Source organism: Streptomyces sp. NPDC057438 (genome assembly GCF_042802995.1).
Lineage (GTDB): Bacteria > Actinomycetota > Actinomycetes > Streptomycetales > Streptomycetaceae > Streptomyces.
On the sequence record NZ_JBHVDD010000135.1, the window covers coordinates 1 to 16478 of the forward strand.

Below are 16478 nucleotides of genomic sequence, written 5' to 3' on the forward strand. Positions count from 1 at the left end.
CTCCTGAGAAGCAGGGGCTGCGCCCACTGCTTCTCAGGAGTGCGGGGCCACCCGCGCCGTCAGAGCAGACCGGTTCCCGGCCCGGCCGCGCTCGCGAGCCAGATGATGGCCAGGATCGTGTCGATCGCGCCCAGGACGACCGCGACGACCGCGGGGACGGGGCGGGTGCCGGACCAGGTGCGGTTCATCGCCAGCCAGCCGCAGAGGACCGCCACCGGGCCGAGGACGATGCCCAGGACGAAGAATCCCGCGACCGCGCAGATGACGCCGACGATCCCGAGGGTCGCGCGATCCGGCCCGCTCTGTGACCACGTCCGGCCACGTGCTCGGGGGTGCCTGCGCGTACCGTGTCCGAAGCCCGCCATCGTCATCAACTCCCTGAACCTCGCGGTCAGTTCGCGTACAGAACGACGGGTACCCCCGCGCAGTGGTTGAAACCAGGGGGTGTTGGCGGACACCGGCCGCGCGCGCTGCCCCCCTCCGGCAGCGCGCCGCAGACCCCCGGGTCTCCCCGCCGGCAACGACCATGCCATGCGGAGGACTTGACCCACTGTGACCTGCGGCGCCTACGGAGTGGAAGCGATCTTCGGCGTTGTCACCCTGATAGGCGAACGCGGGCGGAAACCCGCGCGCGAAGCAGCGGTGGGCGGTCAGATGTGCGCCGCCCCGGCGCCCGCCTCCGCGTTCTCGCCGCGCTTGGTCAGGAACGCCACGAGGACGGCGACCGCCGCGACGCCGGCGGCCACGAGGGACGCCAGACCCATGCCGGACATGAACGTGTCGTGCGCGACCGTGGCGATCTTCGCCGCGACCTCCGGCGGGGTGCCGTCGGCGACCGGCGGGACACCGACCTGGACGGCCTCGGACGCCTGGCCGAGCTGGGCCTCGGTGAGCGGCGGGAGACCGGCGTCCGCCCAGTTGCCCGGGAGGTCGCCGTCGACCTTGGAGGCCATCACGGCGCCCAGTACGGCCGTGCCGAGGCTGCCGCCGATCTGCATCGCGGCCTGCTGGAGACCACCGGCGACACCGGACAGCTCCAGCGGCGCGTTGCCGACGATGACCTCGGTGGCGCCGACCATGACCGGGGCCAGGCCGAGGCCGAGGAGCGCGAACCACAGGGACATCACGGCGCTGCCGGTGTCGGTCTCCAGCGTCGACATGCCGTACATCGCGATCGCGGTGAAGGCCATGCCGCCGGCCAGCGGGACGCGCGGTCCGGCCTTGGTGATCAGCGCGCCGGCCAGCGGCGAGCCGACGATCATCATGCCGGTGAGCGGGAGGAGGTGCAGACCCGCGTCGATGGGGCTCATCCCGTGCACGTTCTGGAGGTAGAACGTCACGAAGAACAGGCCGCCCATGAAGGCGATGGCCATCAGGACCATCAGGACGACACCCGCGGACAGCGGGACGGACCGGAAGAGGCCCAGCGGGATCAGCGGCTCCCGCACCTTCGTCTCCCAGAAGGCGAAGAGACCGAAGCCGGCGACGGACGCGGCGACGAAGGTCCAGGTCAGGCCGTCGCCCCAGCCCCACTCGGGGGCCTTGATGAGCGCCCAGACCAGGCAGAACATGGCTCCGGAGAGCAGGGCTATGCCGAGGAGGTCGAAGGAGCGCGGGGCGTTCTCGGCGCGGTGGTCCAGCAGGATCCAGGCGCCCAGGGCCACGGCGAGGACGCCGACGGGAACGTTGATCCAGAACACCGACTGCCAGCTGACGTTCTCCACCAGGAAGCCGCCGAGGATCGGGCCGCCCGCGGTGGAGGCGCCGATGACCATGCCCCAGATCCCGATCGCCATGTTCAGCTTCTCGGCGGGGAAGGTGGCGCGGAGCAGGCCGAGCGCGGCCGGCATCAGCAGCGCACCGAACAGGCCCTGGAAGACACGGAAGGTCACCACGAAGGCGACCGAGTCCGACAGGCCGATGGCCCCGGAGGCGGCGGCGAAGCCGACCACACCGATGAGGAAGGTCTGGCGGTGGCCGAAGCGGTCGCCCAGCTTGCCCGCGGTGATGAGGGTGACCGCCAGCGCGAGGAAGTACGCGTTGGTGATCCACTGGACCTCGGCGAAACTCGCCTTGAGGTCGTCCGCGATGACCGGGTTGGCGATCGCCACGATGGTGCCGTCGAGGGCGACCATCATGACGCCCACGGCCACGGTGAGGAGGGTGAACCAGGGATGTCCGCGCAGGCCCCGGCCCCGGTCCGTCGTCGGGTCCGACGGGACGACTGGCGTGTTGTCCCCCGGTCCCGTCTTGTCGACAGTGGTCTGACTAGTCATACGCGCGAGACTAATGACAGCGACTGACAGTTGACAAACCAGTTCACAAGTCGGTAACTGTCACGTCACTCGCCGCAGGGGGCGGGTGGAGACGAGGGTTCATGGAGACGGCTGCCACGGCGGCGACGGCGCACGAGCGGCCGGGGCTGCGGGAGCGCAAGAAGCAGCGCACCCACGACGCACTGCTGCGGGCCGCCCTGGAGCTGTTCACCACCCAGGGCTACGAGACGACGACGGTCGACGAGATCGCCGAGGCCGTCGACGTCTCGCAGCGCACCTTCTTCCGCTACTTCGCGGGCAAGGAGGAGGCGGCCCTCGCGGCCATGGACCTCACCCAGGCGCACTTCCTGGCCGCCGTGCGCGCCCGCCCGGCGCACGAGGCGCCGCTGGAGGCGATGCGCAACGCCGTGCTGGAGGGCTGGGACGCCATCGGCGAGGCCGTCGACCGGGTCGTCCCCGTGGACCTCTACCTGCGCGCCTACGGCATGATCGAGTCGACACCCGCGCTGCTGGCCGCCCATCTGCGACGCTCGGACGAGGTCGCGCGGGAGCTGGAGGGAATCGTCGCCGAGCGCGAGGGGCTCGACGTGCACACCGACCCCCGGCCGCGGGTGGCGGTGGCCCTGTTCGGCGGGGTGATGAGGGTGACCGAGCGCATGTGGGCCCAGGGCGGCGACCTCAGCATGGACGCGATGCGCGAACTGACCGCCGCGCATCTGGACGCCGTACGACCGACGTTGGCCGAAAAGTGGCGTACTGGCTGAAAAGCGTGAGGAAAGGCGCCATCGGGACCTTCCCGTGCGCAGCGCGCGGATGGTGTGTGATCGAAACGTGATCCCTCTCACTTGGTTAACGCGAGACCCTTCCGTTCTCTTAGTGTGTCCTTTCAGTGACTTCCTTCGACTCCACCCCGCAACTGAACGTCTGGCGCGCACTGCTGGCGCTGGCCGTGGTTTTCGTGATGCTGGCGACCACCGGCTGGACCGCGATCCGCAGCCACCGCGAGGAGTCGCCGCTGCAGGCGTCGCTCTCCGCGTGGCAGCGCGGCCACCTCGACGGCCGCGACCTGCCGGACGCCGACGCCTCCCCGCACCGCCTGGCCGCCTTCTTCGCCTCGCTCACCGCGCACCAGCGCGGCAGACTCGCCCACAGGTACCCGCTCGCCGTCGGCAACATGGCCGGCGCCCCCGTCGAGCTGCGCTACCGGGCCAACCGCCTCGCGCTGCACCGGCAGAGCGAGCGTGAACGCGCGCGCATGCACGACCAGCGGCTCTCCGTGACCGGCCGGCACGAGGCGGGCCGCCGGACGCACCGCTTCGACATGCTCGCCGCGGAGAAGCGGCACATCCTCGCCTTCGACCCCGAGGGCAACGGCCGGGTCGCCGAGGTCTTCGGCGATCTGGACACGGCCGAGCGCGTCTCGGTCGTCGTCCCCGGTGTCGACACCAGCATCATCAACTTCCAGCGCACCGAGCGCCGGTTCTCCGCCCCCGTCGGCATGGCCGAATCGCTCTACGACGCCGAGCGCTCGGCCGACCCCGGGACGCCCACGGCCGTCATCGCCTGGGCCGACTACACCGCGCCCACCGGCCTCGGCCTCGACTCGGCCACCGCGCTGCGCGCGGAACAGGGCGCGGTCCGGCTGAACACGCTGGTGCGCAGTCTGCCCGGCGGCTCCACCGTCGCGCTGGTGTGCCACAGCTACGGCTCGGTGGTCTGCGGGGTCGCCGCGTCCTCGCTGCCGTCCCGGGTCACCGACATCGCGGTCGCCGGCAGCCCCGGCATGCGCGCCGACTCGGTGGGCCAGCTGCGGACGGGGGCCCGGGTGTGGGCCATGCGGGACGCCGACGACTGGATCCAGGACGTGCCCTATCTGGAGGTCGGCGGGCTCGGCCACGGTGCCGACCCGGTCTCCTCGGAGTTCGGGGCGCGCATCCTGTCGGCCGCCGACGCCCGGGGACACAGCGGCTATTTCGAGCCGGGCACGGAGAGTTTGCACAACTTCGCCGAAATCGGCATCGGCGCCTACGCGTCGGTGCGCTGTGCGCGGGAGGACGACACGTGTTCAGCGGGTCTGTCCGACAGCGCTGCGGCCTGACGCGCGTAGAGAGGGGGCAGAAGTGCGGTTCGCCACGGTCGGGACTTCCCCGCGTCGCCCGCATACGATGAGCCGCATGGGTGACGTACTGGCCGGATTTCATGCCGCCTGGGAGTTCGAGTCCGACTCCGTGCTCATCCGCTTCGAACGGGGGATTCGCACGCCGAAGCTGTTCCAGGCGCTCGGTGAGCGACGCGTCCCCCTGGAGGCGATCGAGGGGGTGACGCTGACACCCGGGAAGCGGGGCACCGTCGTCCTGCGTGCCGTGCCGCGACCGGGCGCCGATCCGCTGATGGAGGCGGCGGCGGACCAGCTCAAGGAGGGCTCCGACCCGTACCGGCTGGTGCTGCCGGCCGAGCGGGAGACGCTCGCGGAGTACTACGCCGACGAGCTGCGGGCCCGGCTGACCGGGTCGGGGCCCGCCGACCGTTTCCTGGTGGCGGCGCCCGAAGTGCCGCTGCAGTTCAAGGCGTACGACGGCAAGGCCTCGTTCGACGGACGGTCGGTGTCGTTCCGGTGGTCCTGGACGGGCGCTTCCTCGGCGAAGTGGAAGGCCGGGGACCAGAGTTTCCCGGTGAGCGCGCTCAGCGGGGTGGAGTGGCGCTCGCCGGAGGTGTTCGAGGGATACCTGCGGCTGCTGCGGCGCGATGCCAACGGCGAGCAGCCGGCGCAGCCGGACCATGATCCGGCCGCCGTCGTGTTCGGGCTGGGGTACGGGCCGGTGCACGAGTCGCTGCCGTTCGCCGCGGCGGTTCTGGCGGCGGTACGGTCCGGCTCCGCCGGGCCCGTGGAGCCGGTGGCCGCCGCCGGTCCCCGGCGGGATCCGGCCGACATCGCCGACCGGATCCGGCATCTGGGGGAACTGCACGAGGCGGGGCTGGTCACCGACGAGGAGTTCAGCGTGAAGAAGGCGGAGCTGCTGGCCGAGTTGTAGCCACTGCGCCGTTCTCGGGGAGCGCCGTGGGTCGGTGACGGTGCCTCGTGGCCGGTCGCGCGGTTCCCCGCACCCCTGGGGGGTGACGGCCCCACGCGCCCCGCCTCGGCGTTCAGCGCGCCCCGCTGCGGAGTTCCGCGCTACTCCCTGCCCGCGGAGGTGAACCGCATGTCCGCGTAGCGGTCGCCCGCCACCTGGGCCGCCAGCGGTTCCAGCAGGGTCATGTCCTCCTCGCCGAGGACGATCCGCGTGGCCGCCGTGTTCTCCTCCACCCGGCCCGGCTTGCGGGTGCCCGGGATGGGGACCACGGGAAGGCCGTGCAGGGGTGCCTGTCGCTGCACCCAGGCCAGGGCGATCTGGCCCGGGGTGGCGCCGTGGGCTTCCGCGACCTTGCGGACCGGGTCCAGCAGGGCCGCGTTGGCGGCGGCGTTGTCGCCGGTGAAGCGGGGCTGATGACGGCGGAAGTCGTCGGCGGTGAGGTCCTCGGCGCGGGCGAAGGAGCCGGTGAGGAAACCTCGGCCCAGCGGCGAGTAGGCGACGAGGGTGACACCGAGGTCGCGGGCGGCGGGGACGACGTTCGCCTCGATGTCGCGGCTGAAGAGGGACCACTCGGACTGCAGGGCGGCGATGGGGTGCACGGCGTGGGCCGCGCGGAGTTCGGCGGCCGTGACCTCGCTGAGGCCCAGCTGCTTGACCTTGCCCTCGCGGACCAGGTCGGCCATGACGCCGACGGTCTCCTCGATGGGGACGCTCACGTCGCGGCGGTGCATGTAGGAGAGGTCGATCACGTCGACGTCGAGGCGGCGCAGGCTTCCCTCGACGGACTCGCGGATGTACGCCGCGTCGTTGCGGATGATCCGCTTGGTCGGGTCGTCGGGGTCGATCGCCAGGCCGAACTTGGTGGCGATGACGACCTCGTCCCGGTGCGCCCTGACGAACGGGGACAGGAACCTCTCGTTCTCCCCGGCGCCGTAGGCGTGCGCCGTGTCGTAGAGCGTGACGCCCAGTTCCAGCGCGCGCTCCAGGGTGGCCCGGGACTCCGCCGCGTCCGAGGGGCCGTACGCGAAGCTCATGCCCATGCAGCCGAGGCCCTGTACGCCGACCTCGGGCCCGTCGGTGCCGAGCCGTGCCGTCGCGATCCTGCCGTCCGTCATGAGGCCCTCTCCGACGCCAGGGCGGGCCCGGCGTCAGCGTAGAAGTTGATCTTCCGGTCGAGCACGCTCAGGGTGTCCTGGAGTTCGGCGATCCGGGACAGGACGTCGTCCCGGGTCGACTTGAGCAGATCGAAGCGCTCGGTGTAGGTGTGGTCGCCCGCACGCACCAGTTCCGCGTACCGGACCATGTCGGCGACCGGCATGCCGGTCAGCCGGAGCTTGCCGACGAGGTCGAGCCAGTCGAGGTCACGGTTGCGGTAGCGGCGCTGGCCGGTGTGGGAACGGTCGATGTGCGGCATGAGCCCGATCCGCTCGTACCAGCGCAGCGTGTGCGCCGTCAGACCGGTGAGGTCGACGACCTCGCTGATCGTGTACCTGTCCCGCCCGTCCGGCCGCCGCGGCTTCAGCGGCGGACCGGCGCAACTGTCGGCGCCGGCGGCACCCGTGACGTTCGCCGAACTCGCCGAACTCGTCGCGCCGGCCGCACTCGCGGTACTCGTGGTCTCCATCACCGTCATGGCTCCCACGCTAAAACCTTCGAGTGCGCTCCAAGCAAGCGAATACGGTGAGAAAAACACGAGGACGTGACGTGAACCCGCTGGCTAGCGTGCGGACATGAGTCTCGTACGACGTGCCATGGCCGAGGACGCCCGCGAACTGCTCCGGCTGCGGCAGGTGATGATCGACTCCATGCCGGGAGCGGACCGCTCCACCGACTGGCACGCCGAGTCCCTGCCCACCGTACGCCGCCGGCTCGCCGACCCCTGCGGGGACTTCACGGCCTTCGTGGTCGACCGTCCGGAGCGGCCGGGCGCCCTCGCCGCGCTGGCGGCGGGGACGGTCGACTACCGGATCGGGCGGGCCGGGAACCCGCACGGCGCGGTCGGCCATGTCTTCAGCGTCGCCACCGACCCCGACGCCCGCCGCCGGGGGTACGCCCGTGCCTGCGTGGACGCGCTCCTCAACTGGTTCCGGGAGCGGGGCGCCGGCCACGTCCATCTGACCGCGTCCGCCGAGGCCGAGCCGCTGTACGCGTCGATGGGATTCCGGCGCAGGTCGGACCCCTTGATGCAGCTGGATCTCTGAGCGGCTTAGGCTCGGGGGCATGTCCTTGCAGAGCCTCGCGCTGATCGAGAACTGGCCCGTTCCCACCGCCGCCGCGGCCGTCGTACGGGCGGACGGCACCGTCCTCGGGAGCCACGGTCCCCTCGGGCACCGCTTCCCGCTGGCCTCGGTCACCAAGCCGCTCGCCGCGTACGCCGTGCTGGTCGCGTACGAGGAGGGGGCGATCGAGCTGGACGAGGCGGCGGGCCCGGCGGGGTCGACCGTGCGGCATCTGCTGGCGCACACCTCGGGGCTGGCCTTCGACGAGCACCGGGTGACGGCGGCGCCCGGGGAGCGGCGGCTGTACTCCAACGCCGGGTTCGAGGTGCTCGGCGACCATGTGGCCAAGGCGGCCGACATGCCGTTCGCGGAGTACGCGCGGCAGGCGGTGCTGGAACCGCTGGGGATGACGTCCACCTCCCTCGACGGCTCCCCGGCGAAGGACGGCGTATCGACCGTCGACGACCTGGTGCGGTTCGCCGCCGAGGTACAGGCGCCCCGGCTGCTGGACCCTCGTACCGTCGCGGAGGCGATGACCGTGCAGTACCCGGGCACGAAGGGCGTCCTGCCGGGCTACGGGCACCAGAACCCCAACGACTGGGGGCTCGGCTTCGAGATCCGGGACTCCAAGTCGCCCCACTGGACGGGGACCTCGTCGTCACCCGGGACGTTCGGGCACTTCGGGCAGTCGGGGACGTTCCTGTGGATCGACCCCGTGGCGGGACTGGCGTGCGTGGCGCTGACGGACCGGGCGTTCGGGCCGTGGGCGGTGGAGGCGTGGACGCCGTTCACGGACACTGTGCTCGCCGAGGTCGGGAACAGTGTCTGATTCGTGAAGGAAGTGACAACTCTTCGACGGAAGGCCCGGGTGCCCGGCTCGATCGGCCCCGGGCGGCGGTCCGTCGGCTAGCCTCCCCCGTGCACATCAGCCGCACAGCTTTCGGGGGAGAACGATGGGCGAGGTTCGCGCGGGCGGACAGTTCCGGCCGTTGGAGGCCGGTGACCCGACGACCGTGGCGAGTTACCGGCTCGCGGCGCGGCTCGGGTCGGGCGGCATGGGCACGGTGTACCTGTCGTACACGCCGGGCGGGCACCCCATCGCGTTGAAGACGATCCGGCCCGAGCTGAGCGAGGACCCCGAGTTCCGGCGCCGGTTCGAGCAGGAGGTGCGGGCCGCCCAGCGGGTGCAGGGCCTCTACACCGCCCCCGTCCTCGACCATGACACCGGGGGCGCGCAGCCCTGGCTGGCCACCGCCTACGTCCCCGGCCCGTCGCTGCACGCGGCGGTCGCCGAGCACGGCGCGCTGCCGCTGAACTCGGTCCTGCTGCTGCTCGCCGGGGTCGCGGAGGCGCTGTCGGTCATCCACGCCGCGGGCATCGTGCACCGCGACCTGAAGCCCTCCAACGTGCTGCTCGCCGCCGACGGGCCCCGGGTCATCGACTTCGGCATCGCGCGCGCCGCCGACGCCACCGCCCTCACCGGCACCGGCGTCTCCATCGGGACTCCGGCGTTCATGTCGCCCGAGCAGGCCGCCGGGAAGCCGGTCACGCCCGCGTCGGACATCTTCGCGCTCGGCCAGGTCGCCGCGTTCGCGGCTCGCGGGTCCGGCGCGTACGGCGACGGCCCCTCGCACGCCGTGCTGTACCGGATCGTCCACGAGGAGCCCGACCTGAGCGGCCTCGCGGACGAACTCCGGTTCATCGAGCGCTGTCTGGCCAAGGACCCGGCGGACCGCCCCTCCCCCGCCGAGGTCGTCGCCCTCTGCCAGGAGGCGTCGCCCACCCCGCTGGTCCAGTCGGGCTCCTGGCTGCCGGAGGCGATCGGCGCCGACATCACCCGGCGGGTCTCGGCGTCGGCGGAGCTGCTGGCCGCGCGCGACCAGGGCGGGGAAGCCGTCACCTCGGCGACCCTGGTCCCGCCGGCCACCGCGCCGGTGACCCAGCTGAGTCAGCCGTCCGCGGACCACGGCGCGCAGACCGTGCACGCGGCGCCGACCATGCACTCCGGGCCGGCGACCCCGCCCCCGCCGGGCCCGCCCTCGGCGCCGTACCACCCGCGGTCGGGTCCGCACACCGTGCCGACCGGGCACCAGGCGCCGTACCCGCAGCCCGGGGGCTGGCAGCAGCCGTACCCCCAAGGGCACCCGCAGGGGCCTCCCCGTCCGCTGCCGCTGCCTCCGCCGCGCAGCAAGGCCGGCAAGTGGATCGGCATCGGGGTGGCGGCCGTGTTCGGCCTGGGACTGCTCGGCAGCTGCGCCACGCTCGTGAAGGGCCTGACGGATTCGTCGAGCGACTCCTCCGGCGGTACGTCGGCCGGTGCGGGCGGCAGTTCCTCCGGCTCCTCCGGCTCCTCGGAGTCCAAGCCGAAGTCCGACCCGAAGCCGGTCACGTTCAAGGGCGTCAACATCCCGGGCAACTACTACGTGCGCTTCGCGGACTCCCCGCCCAAGCCGCTGGACAGCGAGATGGGGGTGTCGTACGAGGACGACGGGGACTTCTACTACTACTCGGACAGCCTGTTCGGCGAGAAGAAACTGGGCAGCAGCAGCGAGAAGCTCGTCCTGCTGAACAACTCCCAGAAGGGCTCGCTCGCGACCTGCCGGAACGAGACCCGGTACACGGCCTCCGTCAAGCTCGGCCAGGTCGCCGAGGACTCCCAGATGTGCGTGCGGACCAACTCCGGGCACATGGGGCTGGTCACCTTCCGGGGCTCGGCCGCGAGCGGCGACCCCAGCGACTACGTCTCCGTGGACATCACGGTGTGGCGCAACGCGGAGGAGCCGACCACCGAGAACTGACGGTACGTCACTCCCCCAGCTCCCAGACCAGCACCTCCACCGGTCCCTCGACGGCGACCAGTTCGAGTCCCTTCTCCCCCGCCGCCCGCACGGAGTCCCCGGGCCCCAGCCGGTACGGTCCGAGCCGTACGGTGCCCCGGACGACGTGCGCGTACGCCCGTGCCGCGTCCGGTACCTCGGCCCGCTCCCCCACCGCCCCGAGCCGCCGGACGTGCAGCATCGCGCCCGCCTCGGGGACGGCGTACGGGGTGGAGTCGGCGATGCCGCGGACGATCCCGTACGCGGGGTCGCCGCCGGGGTCCAGGGGCGCCAGCCACATCTGTACGAAGGTGAGGGGCACGGAGCCGTCGTTGCGCTCGACGTGGCGCACCCCGCCCGCCGCGCTGAGGCGCTGGACGTCACCGGGGCGGACGACCGTCTCGTGGCCGGCGGTGTCACGGTGGGTCAGCTCGCCCTCGACGACCCAGGTGACGATCTCGGTATGGCTGTGGGGGTGCTCGTCGAACCCGGCACCGGGGGCGAGGCGCTCCTCGTTGCAGGCGATCACCGCGCCGAAGCGGAGGTTGTCGGGGTCGTAGTGCGCACCGAAGGAGAAGGCGTGCAACGAGGCGATCCCGGCCTCCGGATCTCCCCCGGGGTAGCGCTCACCGGCGCGCCGCAACTCCATCACCCGTCCACGGTATCCCTCCGGTCGCTTCCCTCGGTGCCGGGCGGCGTAGGTGAGACTCGCTCGGTGCTGGGAGCACGTCGGTGTCGGCGGCTGACCGGGGCGACGGCAGGCACCCTGACGGACCGCACATCCGCCCCGAAGAGCATCCGGGCAACGGCACACCCGACCTGGCGGTACACCCGGCCCCGGCCGCCCAGCCCGTCCGGCGCTCGAGGACGAGGCCGCAGGCCGACGGCGGGGCCCCGGGGGGCGGCGGCCGCCGGTGCACGCACCCCCGGGGGCTGACTCGCACCCCCGGCCCACGCACCCTCCGGCACGAGCAAGCGCAGCGATAAGGCAGTCTTGTCCCGTGCCCGAACCCGAAACCAGCAGGCCCGCATCCGTACCGCCCGTCCACGCGCACGTCGCGACCCTGAGGCGGCTGGAGAAGTCGTCCGGCAGCCTCGCCGCGCAGGCCATCGCGAGGATGGACGAATCGCTGCCCTGGTACCGGGCGATGCCGCCCGAGAACCGGTCGTGGATCGGGCTGGTCGCCCAGGCAGGTATCGCCGCGTTCACGGAGTGGTTCCGGCATCCCGACGCCCCGCAGGCCATCTCGACGGACGTGTTCGGGACCGCGCCGCGTGAGCTGACCCGGGCGATCACGCTGCGGCAGACCGTGGAGATGGTGCGCACGACCATCGAGGTCATGGAGTCCGCGATCGACGAGGTGGCCGCGCCCGGCGACGAGGGCGTGCTCCGTGAGGCGCTGCTCGTCTACGCGCGGGAGATCGCGTTCGCGACGGCGCAGGTGTACGCGCAGGCCGCCGAGGCCCGGGGCGCCTGGGACGCCCGGCTGGAGTCGCTGGTCGTGAACGCGGTGCTCAGCGGGGAGGCCGACGAGGGGGCGGTGAGCCGGGCCGCCGCGCTCGGCTGGAACTCCCCCGACCATGTCTGCGTCGTCCTCGGCACCGCCCCGGACGGCGACAGCGAGCTGACCGTGGAGGCCATCCGGCGCGCGGCCCGGCACGCGAAACTGCAGGTCCTGACCGGTGTGCTGGGCGACCGGCTGGTGGTGATCGCCGGTGGCGACAACAACCCGTTGCAGGTGGCGAAGTCGCTGATCGGGCCGTACGCGGCCGGGCCGGTGGTGGCCGGGCCGATCGTCCCGGACCTGCTGGCCGCGACCCGGTCCGCGCAGGCGGCGGCCGCCGGACTCAAGGCATGTACGGCGTGGCAGGACGCGCCCCGCCCCGTTCTGGCGGACGATCTGCTTCCGGAGCGCGCGATCGCGGGGGACCCCAGTGCGCGCGAGCAACTGGTGGAGGAGATCTACAGACCGCTGGAGGAGGCAGGCTCCGCTCTCCTGGAGACGCTCAGTGTCTATCTCGAACAAGCCTCAAGTCTCGAGGGCGCGGCCCGCATGCTGTTCGTCCATCCCAACACCGTGCGCTACCGGCTCCGACGTGTGACTGACGTCACCGGCTGGTCGCCCTCAGATGTACGCTCGGCCTTCACCCTGCGGATCGCGCTGATCCTCGGGCGTCTGGTCGATGGGGATCCCCAGCTCTAGGGTTTTGTCGGGGTGCTACAAAACCCCTACGTGTTCTTCGTCCCTGTCCCCACGGGCGGCCCGAGCCGTCCTCAAGAGAGAGTGTGAGAGTGCTCGTACTCGTCGCTCCCGGCCAGGGCGCCCAGACGCCCGGCTTCCTGACTCCCTGGCTCGACCTCCCCGGCGCCGCCGACCGTCTCGGCGCGTGGTCGGACGCCATCGGGCTGGACCTCGCCCGCTACGGCACCGAGGCCGACGCCGACGCGATCCGCGACACCGCCGTGGCCCAGCCGCTGCTCGTGGCGGCCGGACTGCTGTCCGCCGCCGCCCTGGGCGACGTGACACCCGGCGCGGTCGCCGGCCACAGCGTCGGCGAGATCACCGCCGCCGCGTTCGCCGGTGTCCTCGACGACACGGCCGCGCTGACCCTCGTCCGCAAGCGGGGCCTGGCCATGGCCGAGGCCGCCGCGATCACCGAGACCGGTATGTCCGCGCTGCTCGGCGGCGACCCCGAGGTGACGATCCCGCACCTGGAGAAGCTGGGGCTGACCCCGGCGAACGTGAACGGCGCGGGCCAGATCGTCGCCGCCGGCACCCTGGAGCAGCTGGCCGCCCTGGAGGCGGACAAGCCCGAGGGCGTACGGCGCGTGGTCGCCCTCAAGGTCGCCGGCGCCTTCCACACGCACCACATGGCCCCCGCCGTCGACACCCTCGCCAAGGCCGCCGAGGAACTGGCTCCCGGGGACCCGAAGCTCACCTACGTCTCGAACAAGGACGGGCAGGCCGTCGCCACCGGCGCCGAGGTGCTCTCCCGTCTCGTCGGTCAGGTCGCCAACCCGGTCCGCTGGGACCTGTGCATGGAGACCTTCAAGGAGCTGGGCGTGACCGCGTTGATCGAGGTGTGCCCGGGCGGCACGCTCACCGGTCTGGCCAAGCGCGCCCTGCCGGGCGTGGCGACGGTCGCGCTCAAGACACCCGACGACCTCGACGCCGCTCGCGCGCTCATCGCCGAGCACCAGAATTAGGAGCCCTGGACCTATGTCGAAGATCAGGCCGAGCAAGGGCGCCCCGTACGCACGCATCCTCGGCGTGGGCGGCTACCGCCCGGTCCGGGTGGTGCCCAACGACGTGATCCTGGAGAAGATCGACTCGTCCGACGAGTGGATCCGCTCCCGCTCCGGCATCGAGACCCGGCACTGGGCGAACGACGAGGAGACCGTCGCCGCCATGTCGGTCGAGGCGTCCGGCAAGGCCATCGCCGACGCCGGGATCGCCGCCGAGCAGATCGGCGCGGTCGTCGTCTCCACCGTGTCCCACTTCAGCCAGACCCCGGCCGTCGCCACCGAGATCGCCGACAAGCTCGGCACGGCCAAGGCCGCCGCCTTCGACATCTCGGCCGGCTGCGCGGGGTTCGGTTACGGCCTCACCCTCGCCAAGGGCATGGTCGTCGAGGGCTCCGCGGAGTACGTCCTCGTCATCGGGGTCGAGCGGCTGTCCGACCTCACCGACCTGGAGGACCGGGCCACGGCCTTCCTCTTCGGTGACGGTGCCGGCGCGGTCGTCGTCGGCCCCTCCCAGGAGCCGCACATCGGTCCGACGGTGTGGGGCTCCGAGGGCGACAAGTCCGGCACGATCAAGCAGACGGTCCCGTGGAACGAGTACCGGGTCGGTGACCTGGAGCGGCTCCCGCTCGACAGCGAGGGCAACGTCAAGTTCCCCGCGATCACGCAGGAGGGCCAGGCGGTGTTCCGCTGGGCCGTGTTCGAGATGGCGAAGGTCGCACAGCAGGCGCTGGACGCGGCCGGGATCACCTCGGACGACCTGGACGTCTTCATTCCCCACCAGGCCAACGAGCGGATCATCGACTCGATGGTGAAGACACTCAAGCTGCCGGAGCACGTCACGGTCGCGCGTGACGTGCGCACCACCGGCAACACCTCGGCCGCCTCGATCCCGCTCGCGATGGAGCGGCTCCTGGCGACCGGTGAGGCGAAGAGCGGCGACACCGCGCTCGTCATCGGCTTCGGGGCGGGTCTCGTGTACGCAGCGACGGTCGTTACCCTCCCCTAGGCACCGCTGCCGGATCTTCGGGTCCGGCGCGGGAAACACGCACAACCTGCCGCTGCCGCGGCGGGCCGCCCACTCTCTGGAATCAACGAAGGAGCGCCTGACATGGCCGCCACCCAGGAAGAGATCGTCGCCGGTCTCGCCGACATCGTGAACGAGATCGCCGGCATCCCGGTCGAGGACGTCCAGCTGGACAAGTCCTTCACCGACGACCTGGACGTCGACTCCCTGTCCATGGTCGAGGTCGTCGTCGCCGCCGAAGAGCGCTTCGACGTCAAGATCCCGGACGACGACGTCAAGAACCTCAAGACGGTCGGCGACGCGACCGACTACATCCTCAAGCACCAGGGCTGATCCGGCGGGATCGGGTCCGGCCCGGTCCCCCCGCGGAGCAGTCCGTTTGCCCCGCCACCCGGCGGTGGCGCCGCTGAATCCTCGTAACCGTTGGAGAAAACTCCCGTGAACTCGACCAATCGCACCGTGGTCGTCACCGGTATCGGCGCAACCACACCGCTGGGTGGCGACGCGACTTCCACCTGGGAGGGGCTGATCGCCGGCAAGTCCGGCGTCCGTCCCCTGGAGCAGGAGTGGGCCGCCGACCAGGCGGTCCGCATCGCCGCGCAGATCGCCGTGGAGCCGACCGAGGTCATCCCCCGGCCGCAGGCCCGCCGTCTGGACCGCTCGGCGCAGTTCGCGCTGATCGCGGCCAAGGAGGCGTGGGCCGACGCCGGTTACACGGAAACCTCCGCCGACGACGGCACCGTCGACGCGGACCGTGTCGGCGCGGTCATCGCCTCCGGCATCGGCGGTGTGACGACGCTGCTCGACCAGTACGACGTGCTGAAGGAGAAGGGCGTACGCCGCGTCTCCCCGCACACCGTGCCCATGCTGATGCCCAACGGCCCGTCCGCCAACGTCGGTCTGTACGTCGGCGCGCGCGCCGGTGTGCACACCCCGGTCTCCGCCTGCGCGTCGGGCGCCGAGGCCATCGGCTACGCCATCGAGATGATCCGCACCGGCCGCGCCGACGTCGTGATCGCCGGTGGCACCGAGGCCGCCATCCACCCGCTGCCGATCGCCGCGTTCGGCAACATGATGGCGATGTCCAAGAACAACGAGGACCCGCAGGGCGCCTCCCGTCCGTACGACACCGGCCGTGACGGCTTCGTCCTCGGCGAGGGTGCCGGTGTCGTCGTCCTGGAGTCGGCCGAGCACGCGGCGGCGCGGGGTGCCCGGGTCTACGCCGAGGCCGTGGGCCAGGGCATCTCCGCCGACGGCCACGACATCGTGCAGCCGGAGCCGGAGGGACGGGGCATCGCGCACGCCCTGCAGAACCTGCTGGACCGCACCGACCTGGACCCGGCGGAGATCGTGCACGTCAACGCGCACGGCACGTCGACGCCGGCCGGTGACATCGCCGAACTGAAGGCGCTGCGGAAGGTGTTCGGCGACGACACCGACCACTTCGCGGTGTCCGCGACCAAGTCCATGACCGGGCACCTGCTCGGTGGTGCCGGCGGTGTGGAGACGGTGGCGACGGTGCTCGCGCTGTACCACCGGGTGGCTCCGCCGACGATCAACGTGAACGACCTCGACCCCGAGGCCGAGGCCAACGCGGACATCGTCCGCGGCGAGGCGCGGAAGCTGCCGGTCGAGGGCCGTATCGCCGCCCTCAACGACTCGTTCGGGTTCGGTGGGCACAACGTGGTGCTGGCGTTCCGGACGGTTTGATTCGTCCGCTGTCGCGAGTGCGGCCCGGGTCCCTTTCAGGGACCCCGGCCGCGTCTGTTCGTGTCTCGGGTGCGGGTGGGTGGGGCTTCTCGCGCCCACGCGGCGGAGCCGCACG

The 16478-nt window shown here is 71.9% G+C and carries 16 protein-coding genes; 11 read left to right on the forward strand and 5 right to left on the reverse strand.

Annotated elements, in window-relative coordinates:
- Positions 1-59: 59 nt before the first annotated feature.
- Both ACFU5F_RS40025 and ACFU5F_RS40030 read right to left on the reverse strand, forming a co-directional pair.
- Positions 60-365, reverse strand: coding sequence for a small hydrophobic protein (locus tag ACFU5F_RS40025; RefSeq protein WP_383898304.1), 306 nt, complete (start codon positions 363-365; stop codon positions 60-62).
- Positions 366-650: 285 nt separating this feature from the next.
- Positions 651-2276 carry an MFS transporter gene (locus ACFU5F_RS40030; RefSeq protein ID WP_383898306.1) on the reverse strand — a complete coding sequence of 542 codons (1626 nt, stop codon included), beginning with the start codon at positions 2274-2276 and terminating at the stop codon, positions 651-653.
- Positions 2277-2377: 101 nt separating this feature from the next.
- Here ACFU5F_RS40030 and ACFU5F_RS40035 point away from each other — a divergent pair, with 101 nt between their 5' ends.
- The 3 genes from ACFU5F_RS40035 (at position 2378) to ACFU5F_RS40045 (ending at position 5308) form a co-directional block, all read left to right on the forward strand.
- Positions 2378-3040 (forward strand): TetR family transcriptional regulator, encoded by a 663-nt coding sequence (locus tag ACFU5F_RS40035; protein WP_383898308.1) that lies wholly within the window; start codon positions 2378-2380, stop codon positions 3038-3040.
- 125 nt (positions 3041-3165) lie between these two features.
- A complete protein-coding gene (locus tag ACFU5F_RS40040; RefSeq protein WP_383898309.1) occupies positions 3166-4374 on the forward strand; it encodes an alpha/beta hydrolase in 1209 nt (402 codons plus the stop codon).
- A gap of 76 nt (positions 4375-4450) precedes the next feature.
- Complete coding sequence (locus ACFU5F_RS40045) at positions 4451-5308, forward strand: DUF4429 domain-containing protein (protein ID WP_383898311.1); 858 nt, start codon at positions 4451-4453, stop codon at positions 5306-5308.
- Positions 5309-5448: 140 nt separating this feature from the next.
- On the opposite strand, the gene ACFU5F_RS40050 is transcribed toward ACFU5F_RS40045, so the two are convergent.
- Together ACFU5F_RS40050 and ACFU5F_RS40055 are read right to left on the reverse strand one after the other, a co-directional pair.
- On the reverse strand, positions 5449-6462 hold the full coding sequence (locus tag ACFU5F_RS40050; RefSeq protein WP_383898313.1) for an aldo/keto reductase: 1014 nt from the start codon (positions 6460-6462) through the stop codon (positions 5449-5451).
- On the reverse strand, positions 6459-6980 hold the full coding sequence (locus ACFU5F_RS40055; protein WP_383898315.1) for a MerR family transcriptional regulator: 522 nt from the start codon (positions 6978-6980) through the stop codon (positions 6459-6461). The genes ACFU5F_RS40050 and ACFU5F_RS40055 overlap by 4 nt, the downstream gene beginning before the upstream one ends.
- A 97-nt stretch (positions 6981-7077) precedes the next feature.
- Between ACFU5F_RS40055 and ACFU5F_RS40060 the strand changes: the two genes are divergently transcribed.
- From ACFU5F_RS40060 to ACFU5F_RS40070, 3 genes are all read left to right on the forward strand, one after another.
- Positions 7078-7548: a GNAT family N-acetyltransferase gene (locus ACFU5F_RS40060; protein WP_383898317.1), complete on the forward strand. Its 471-nt coding sequence runs from the start codon at positions 7078-7080 to the stop codon at positions 7546-7548.
- 19 nt (positions 7549-7567) lie between these two features.
- Positions 7568-8395: a serine hydrolase domain-containing protein gene (locus ACFU5F_RS40065; protein ID WP_383898318.1), complete on the forward strand. Its 828-nt coding sequence runs from the start codon at positions 7568-7570 to the stop codon at positions 8393-8395.
- A 124-nt stretch (positions 8396-8519) separates the two neighbouring features.
- Positions 8520-10364, forward strand: coding sequence for a protein kinase (locus ACFU5F_RS40070; RefSeq protein ID WP_383898320.1), 1845 nt, complete (start codon positions 8520-8522; stop codon positions 10362-10364).
- A 7-nt stretch (positions 10365-10371) separates the two neighbouring features.
- Here the strand turns inward: ACFU5F_RS40070 and ACFU5F_RS40075 are convergent, their stop codons facing one another.
- Positions 10372-11031 (reverse strand): pirin family protein, encoded by a 660-nt coding sequence (locus ACFU5F_RS40075; RefSeq protein WP_383898327.1) that lies wholly within the window; start codon positions 11029-11031, stop codon positions 10372-10374.
- A 352-nt stretch (positions 11032-11383) separates the two neighbouring features.
- On the opposite strand from ACFU5F_RS40075, the gene fasR reads away from it, so the two are divergent.
- From fasR to fabF, 5 genes are all read left to right on the forward strand, one after another.
- Positions 11384-12586 carry a fatty acid biosynthesis transcriptional regulator FasR gene (gene fasR / locus ACFU5F_RS40080; protein WP_013003982.1) on the forward strand — a complete coding sequence of 401 codons (1203 nt, stop codon included), beginning with the start codon at positions 11384-11386 and terminating at the stop codon, positions 12584-12586.
- Positions 12587-12675: 89 nt separating this feature from the next.
- Complete coding sequence (locus ACFU5F_RS40085; protein ID WP_383898322.1) at positions 12676-13590, forward strand: ACP S-malonyltransferase; 915 nt, start codon at positions 12676-12678, stop codon at positions 13588-13590.
- Positions 13591-13603: 13 nt separating this feature from the next.
- Positions 13604-14635 carry a ketoacyl-ACP synthase III gene (locus tag ACFU5F_RS40090; protein ID WP_383898324.1) on the forward strand — a complete coding sequence of 344 codons (1032 nt, stop codon included), beginning with the start codon at positions 13604-13606 and terminating at the stop codon, positions 14633-14635.
- 102 nt (positions 14636-14737) lie between these two features.
- Positions 14738-14986 carry an acyl carrier protein gene (locus ACFU5F_RS40095; RefSeq protein WP_045557916.1) on the forward strand — a complete coding sequence of 83 codons (249 nt, stop codon included), beginning with the start codon at positions 14738-14740 and terminating at the stop codon, positions 14984-14986.
- A 105-nt stretch (positions 14987-15091) separates the two neighbouring features.
- On the forward strand, positions 15092-16363 hold the full coding sequence (gene fabF, locus ACFU5F_RS40100) for a beta-ketoacyl-ACP synthase II (protein ID WP_319363213.1): 1272 nt from the start codon (positions 15092-15094) through the stop codon (positions 16361-16363).
- The last annotated feature ends 115 nt before the right edge of the window (positions 16364-16478 follow it).

What these genes read in the sequence shown, in the direction of transcription:
- ACFU5F_RS40065 (WP_383898318.1), top strand. Translation starts at nt 7,568, where the DNA reads ATGTCCTTGCAGAGCCTCGCGCTGATCGAGAACTGGCCCGTTCCCACC.
- ACFU5F_RS40030 (WP_383898306.1), bottom strand. Translation starts at nt 2,276, where the DNA reads ATGACTAGTCAGACCACTGTCGACAAGACGGGACCGGGGGACAACACG.
- ACFU5F_RS40055 (WP_383898315.1), bottom strand. Translation starts at nt 6,980, where the DNA reads ATGACGGTGATGGAGACCACGAGTACCGCGAGTGCGGCCGGCGCGACG.
- ACFU5F_RS40050 (WP_383898313.1), bottom strand. Translation starts at nt 6,462, where the DNA reads ATGACGGACGGCAGGATCGCGACGGCACGGCTCGGCACCGACGGGCCC.
- ACFU5F_RS40090 (WP_383898324.1), top strand. Translation starts at nt 13,604, where the DNA reads ATGTCGAAGATCAGGCCGAGCAAGGGCGCCCCGTACGCACGCATCCTC.
- ACFU5F_RS40075 (WP_383898327.1), bottom strand. Translation starts at nt 11,031, where the DNA reads ATGGAGTTGCGGCGCGCCGGTGAGCGCTACCCCGGGGGAGATCCGGAG.
- ACFU5F_RS40045 (WP_383898311.1), top strand. Translation starts at nt 4,451, where the DNA reads ATGGGTGACGTACTGGCCGGATTTCATGCCGCCTGGGAGTTCGAGTCC.
- ACFU5F_RS40070 (WP_383898320.1), top strand. Translation starts at nt 8,520, where the DNA reads ATGGGCGAGGTTCGCGCGGGCGGACAGTTCCGGCCGTTGGAGGCCGGT.
- ACFU5F_RS40095 (WP_045557916.1), top strand. Translation starts at nt 14,738, where the DNA reads ATGGCCGCCACCCAGGAAGAGATCGTCGCCGGTCTCGCCGACATCGTG.
- ACFU5F_RS40060 (WP_383898317.1), top strand. Translation starts at nt 7,078, where the DNA reads ATGAGTCTCGTACGACGTGCCATGGCCGAGGACGCCCGCGAACTGCTC.
- ACFU5F_RS40035 (WP_383898308.1), top strand. Translation starts at nt 2,378, where the DNA reads ATGGAGACGGCTGCCACGGCGGCGACGGCGCACGAGCGGCCGGGGCTG.
- ACFU5F_RS40025 (WP_383898304.1), bottom strand. Translation starts at nt 365, where the DNA reads ATGGCGGGCTTCGGACACGGTACGCGCAGGCACCCCCGAGCACGTGGC.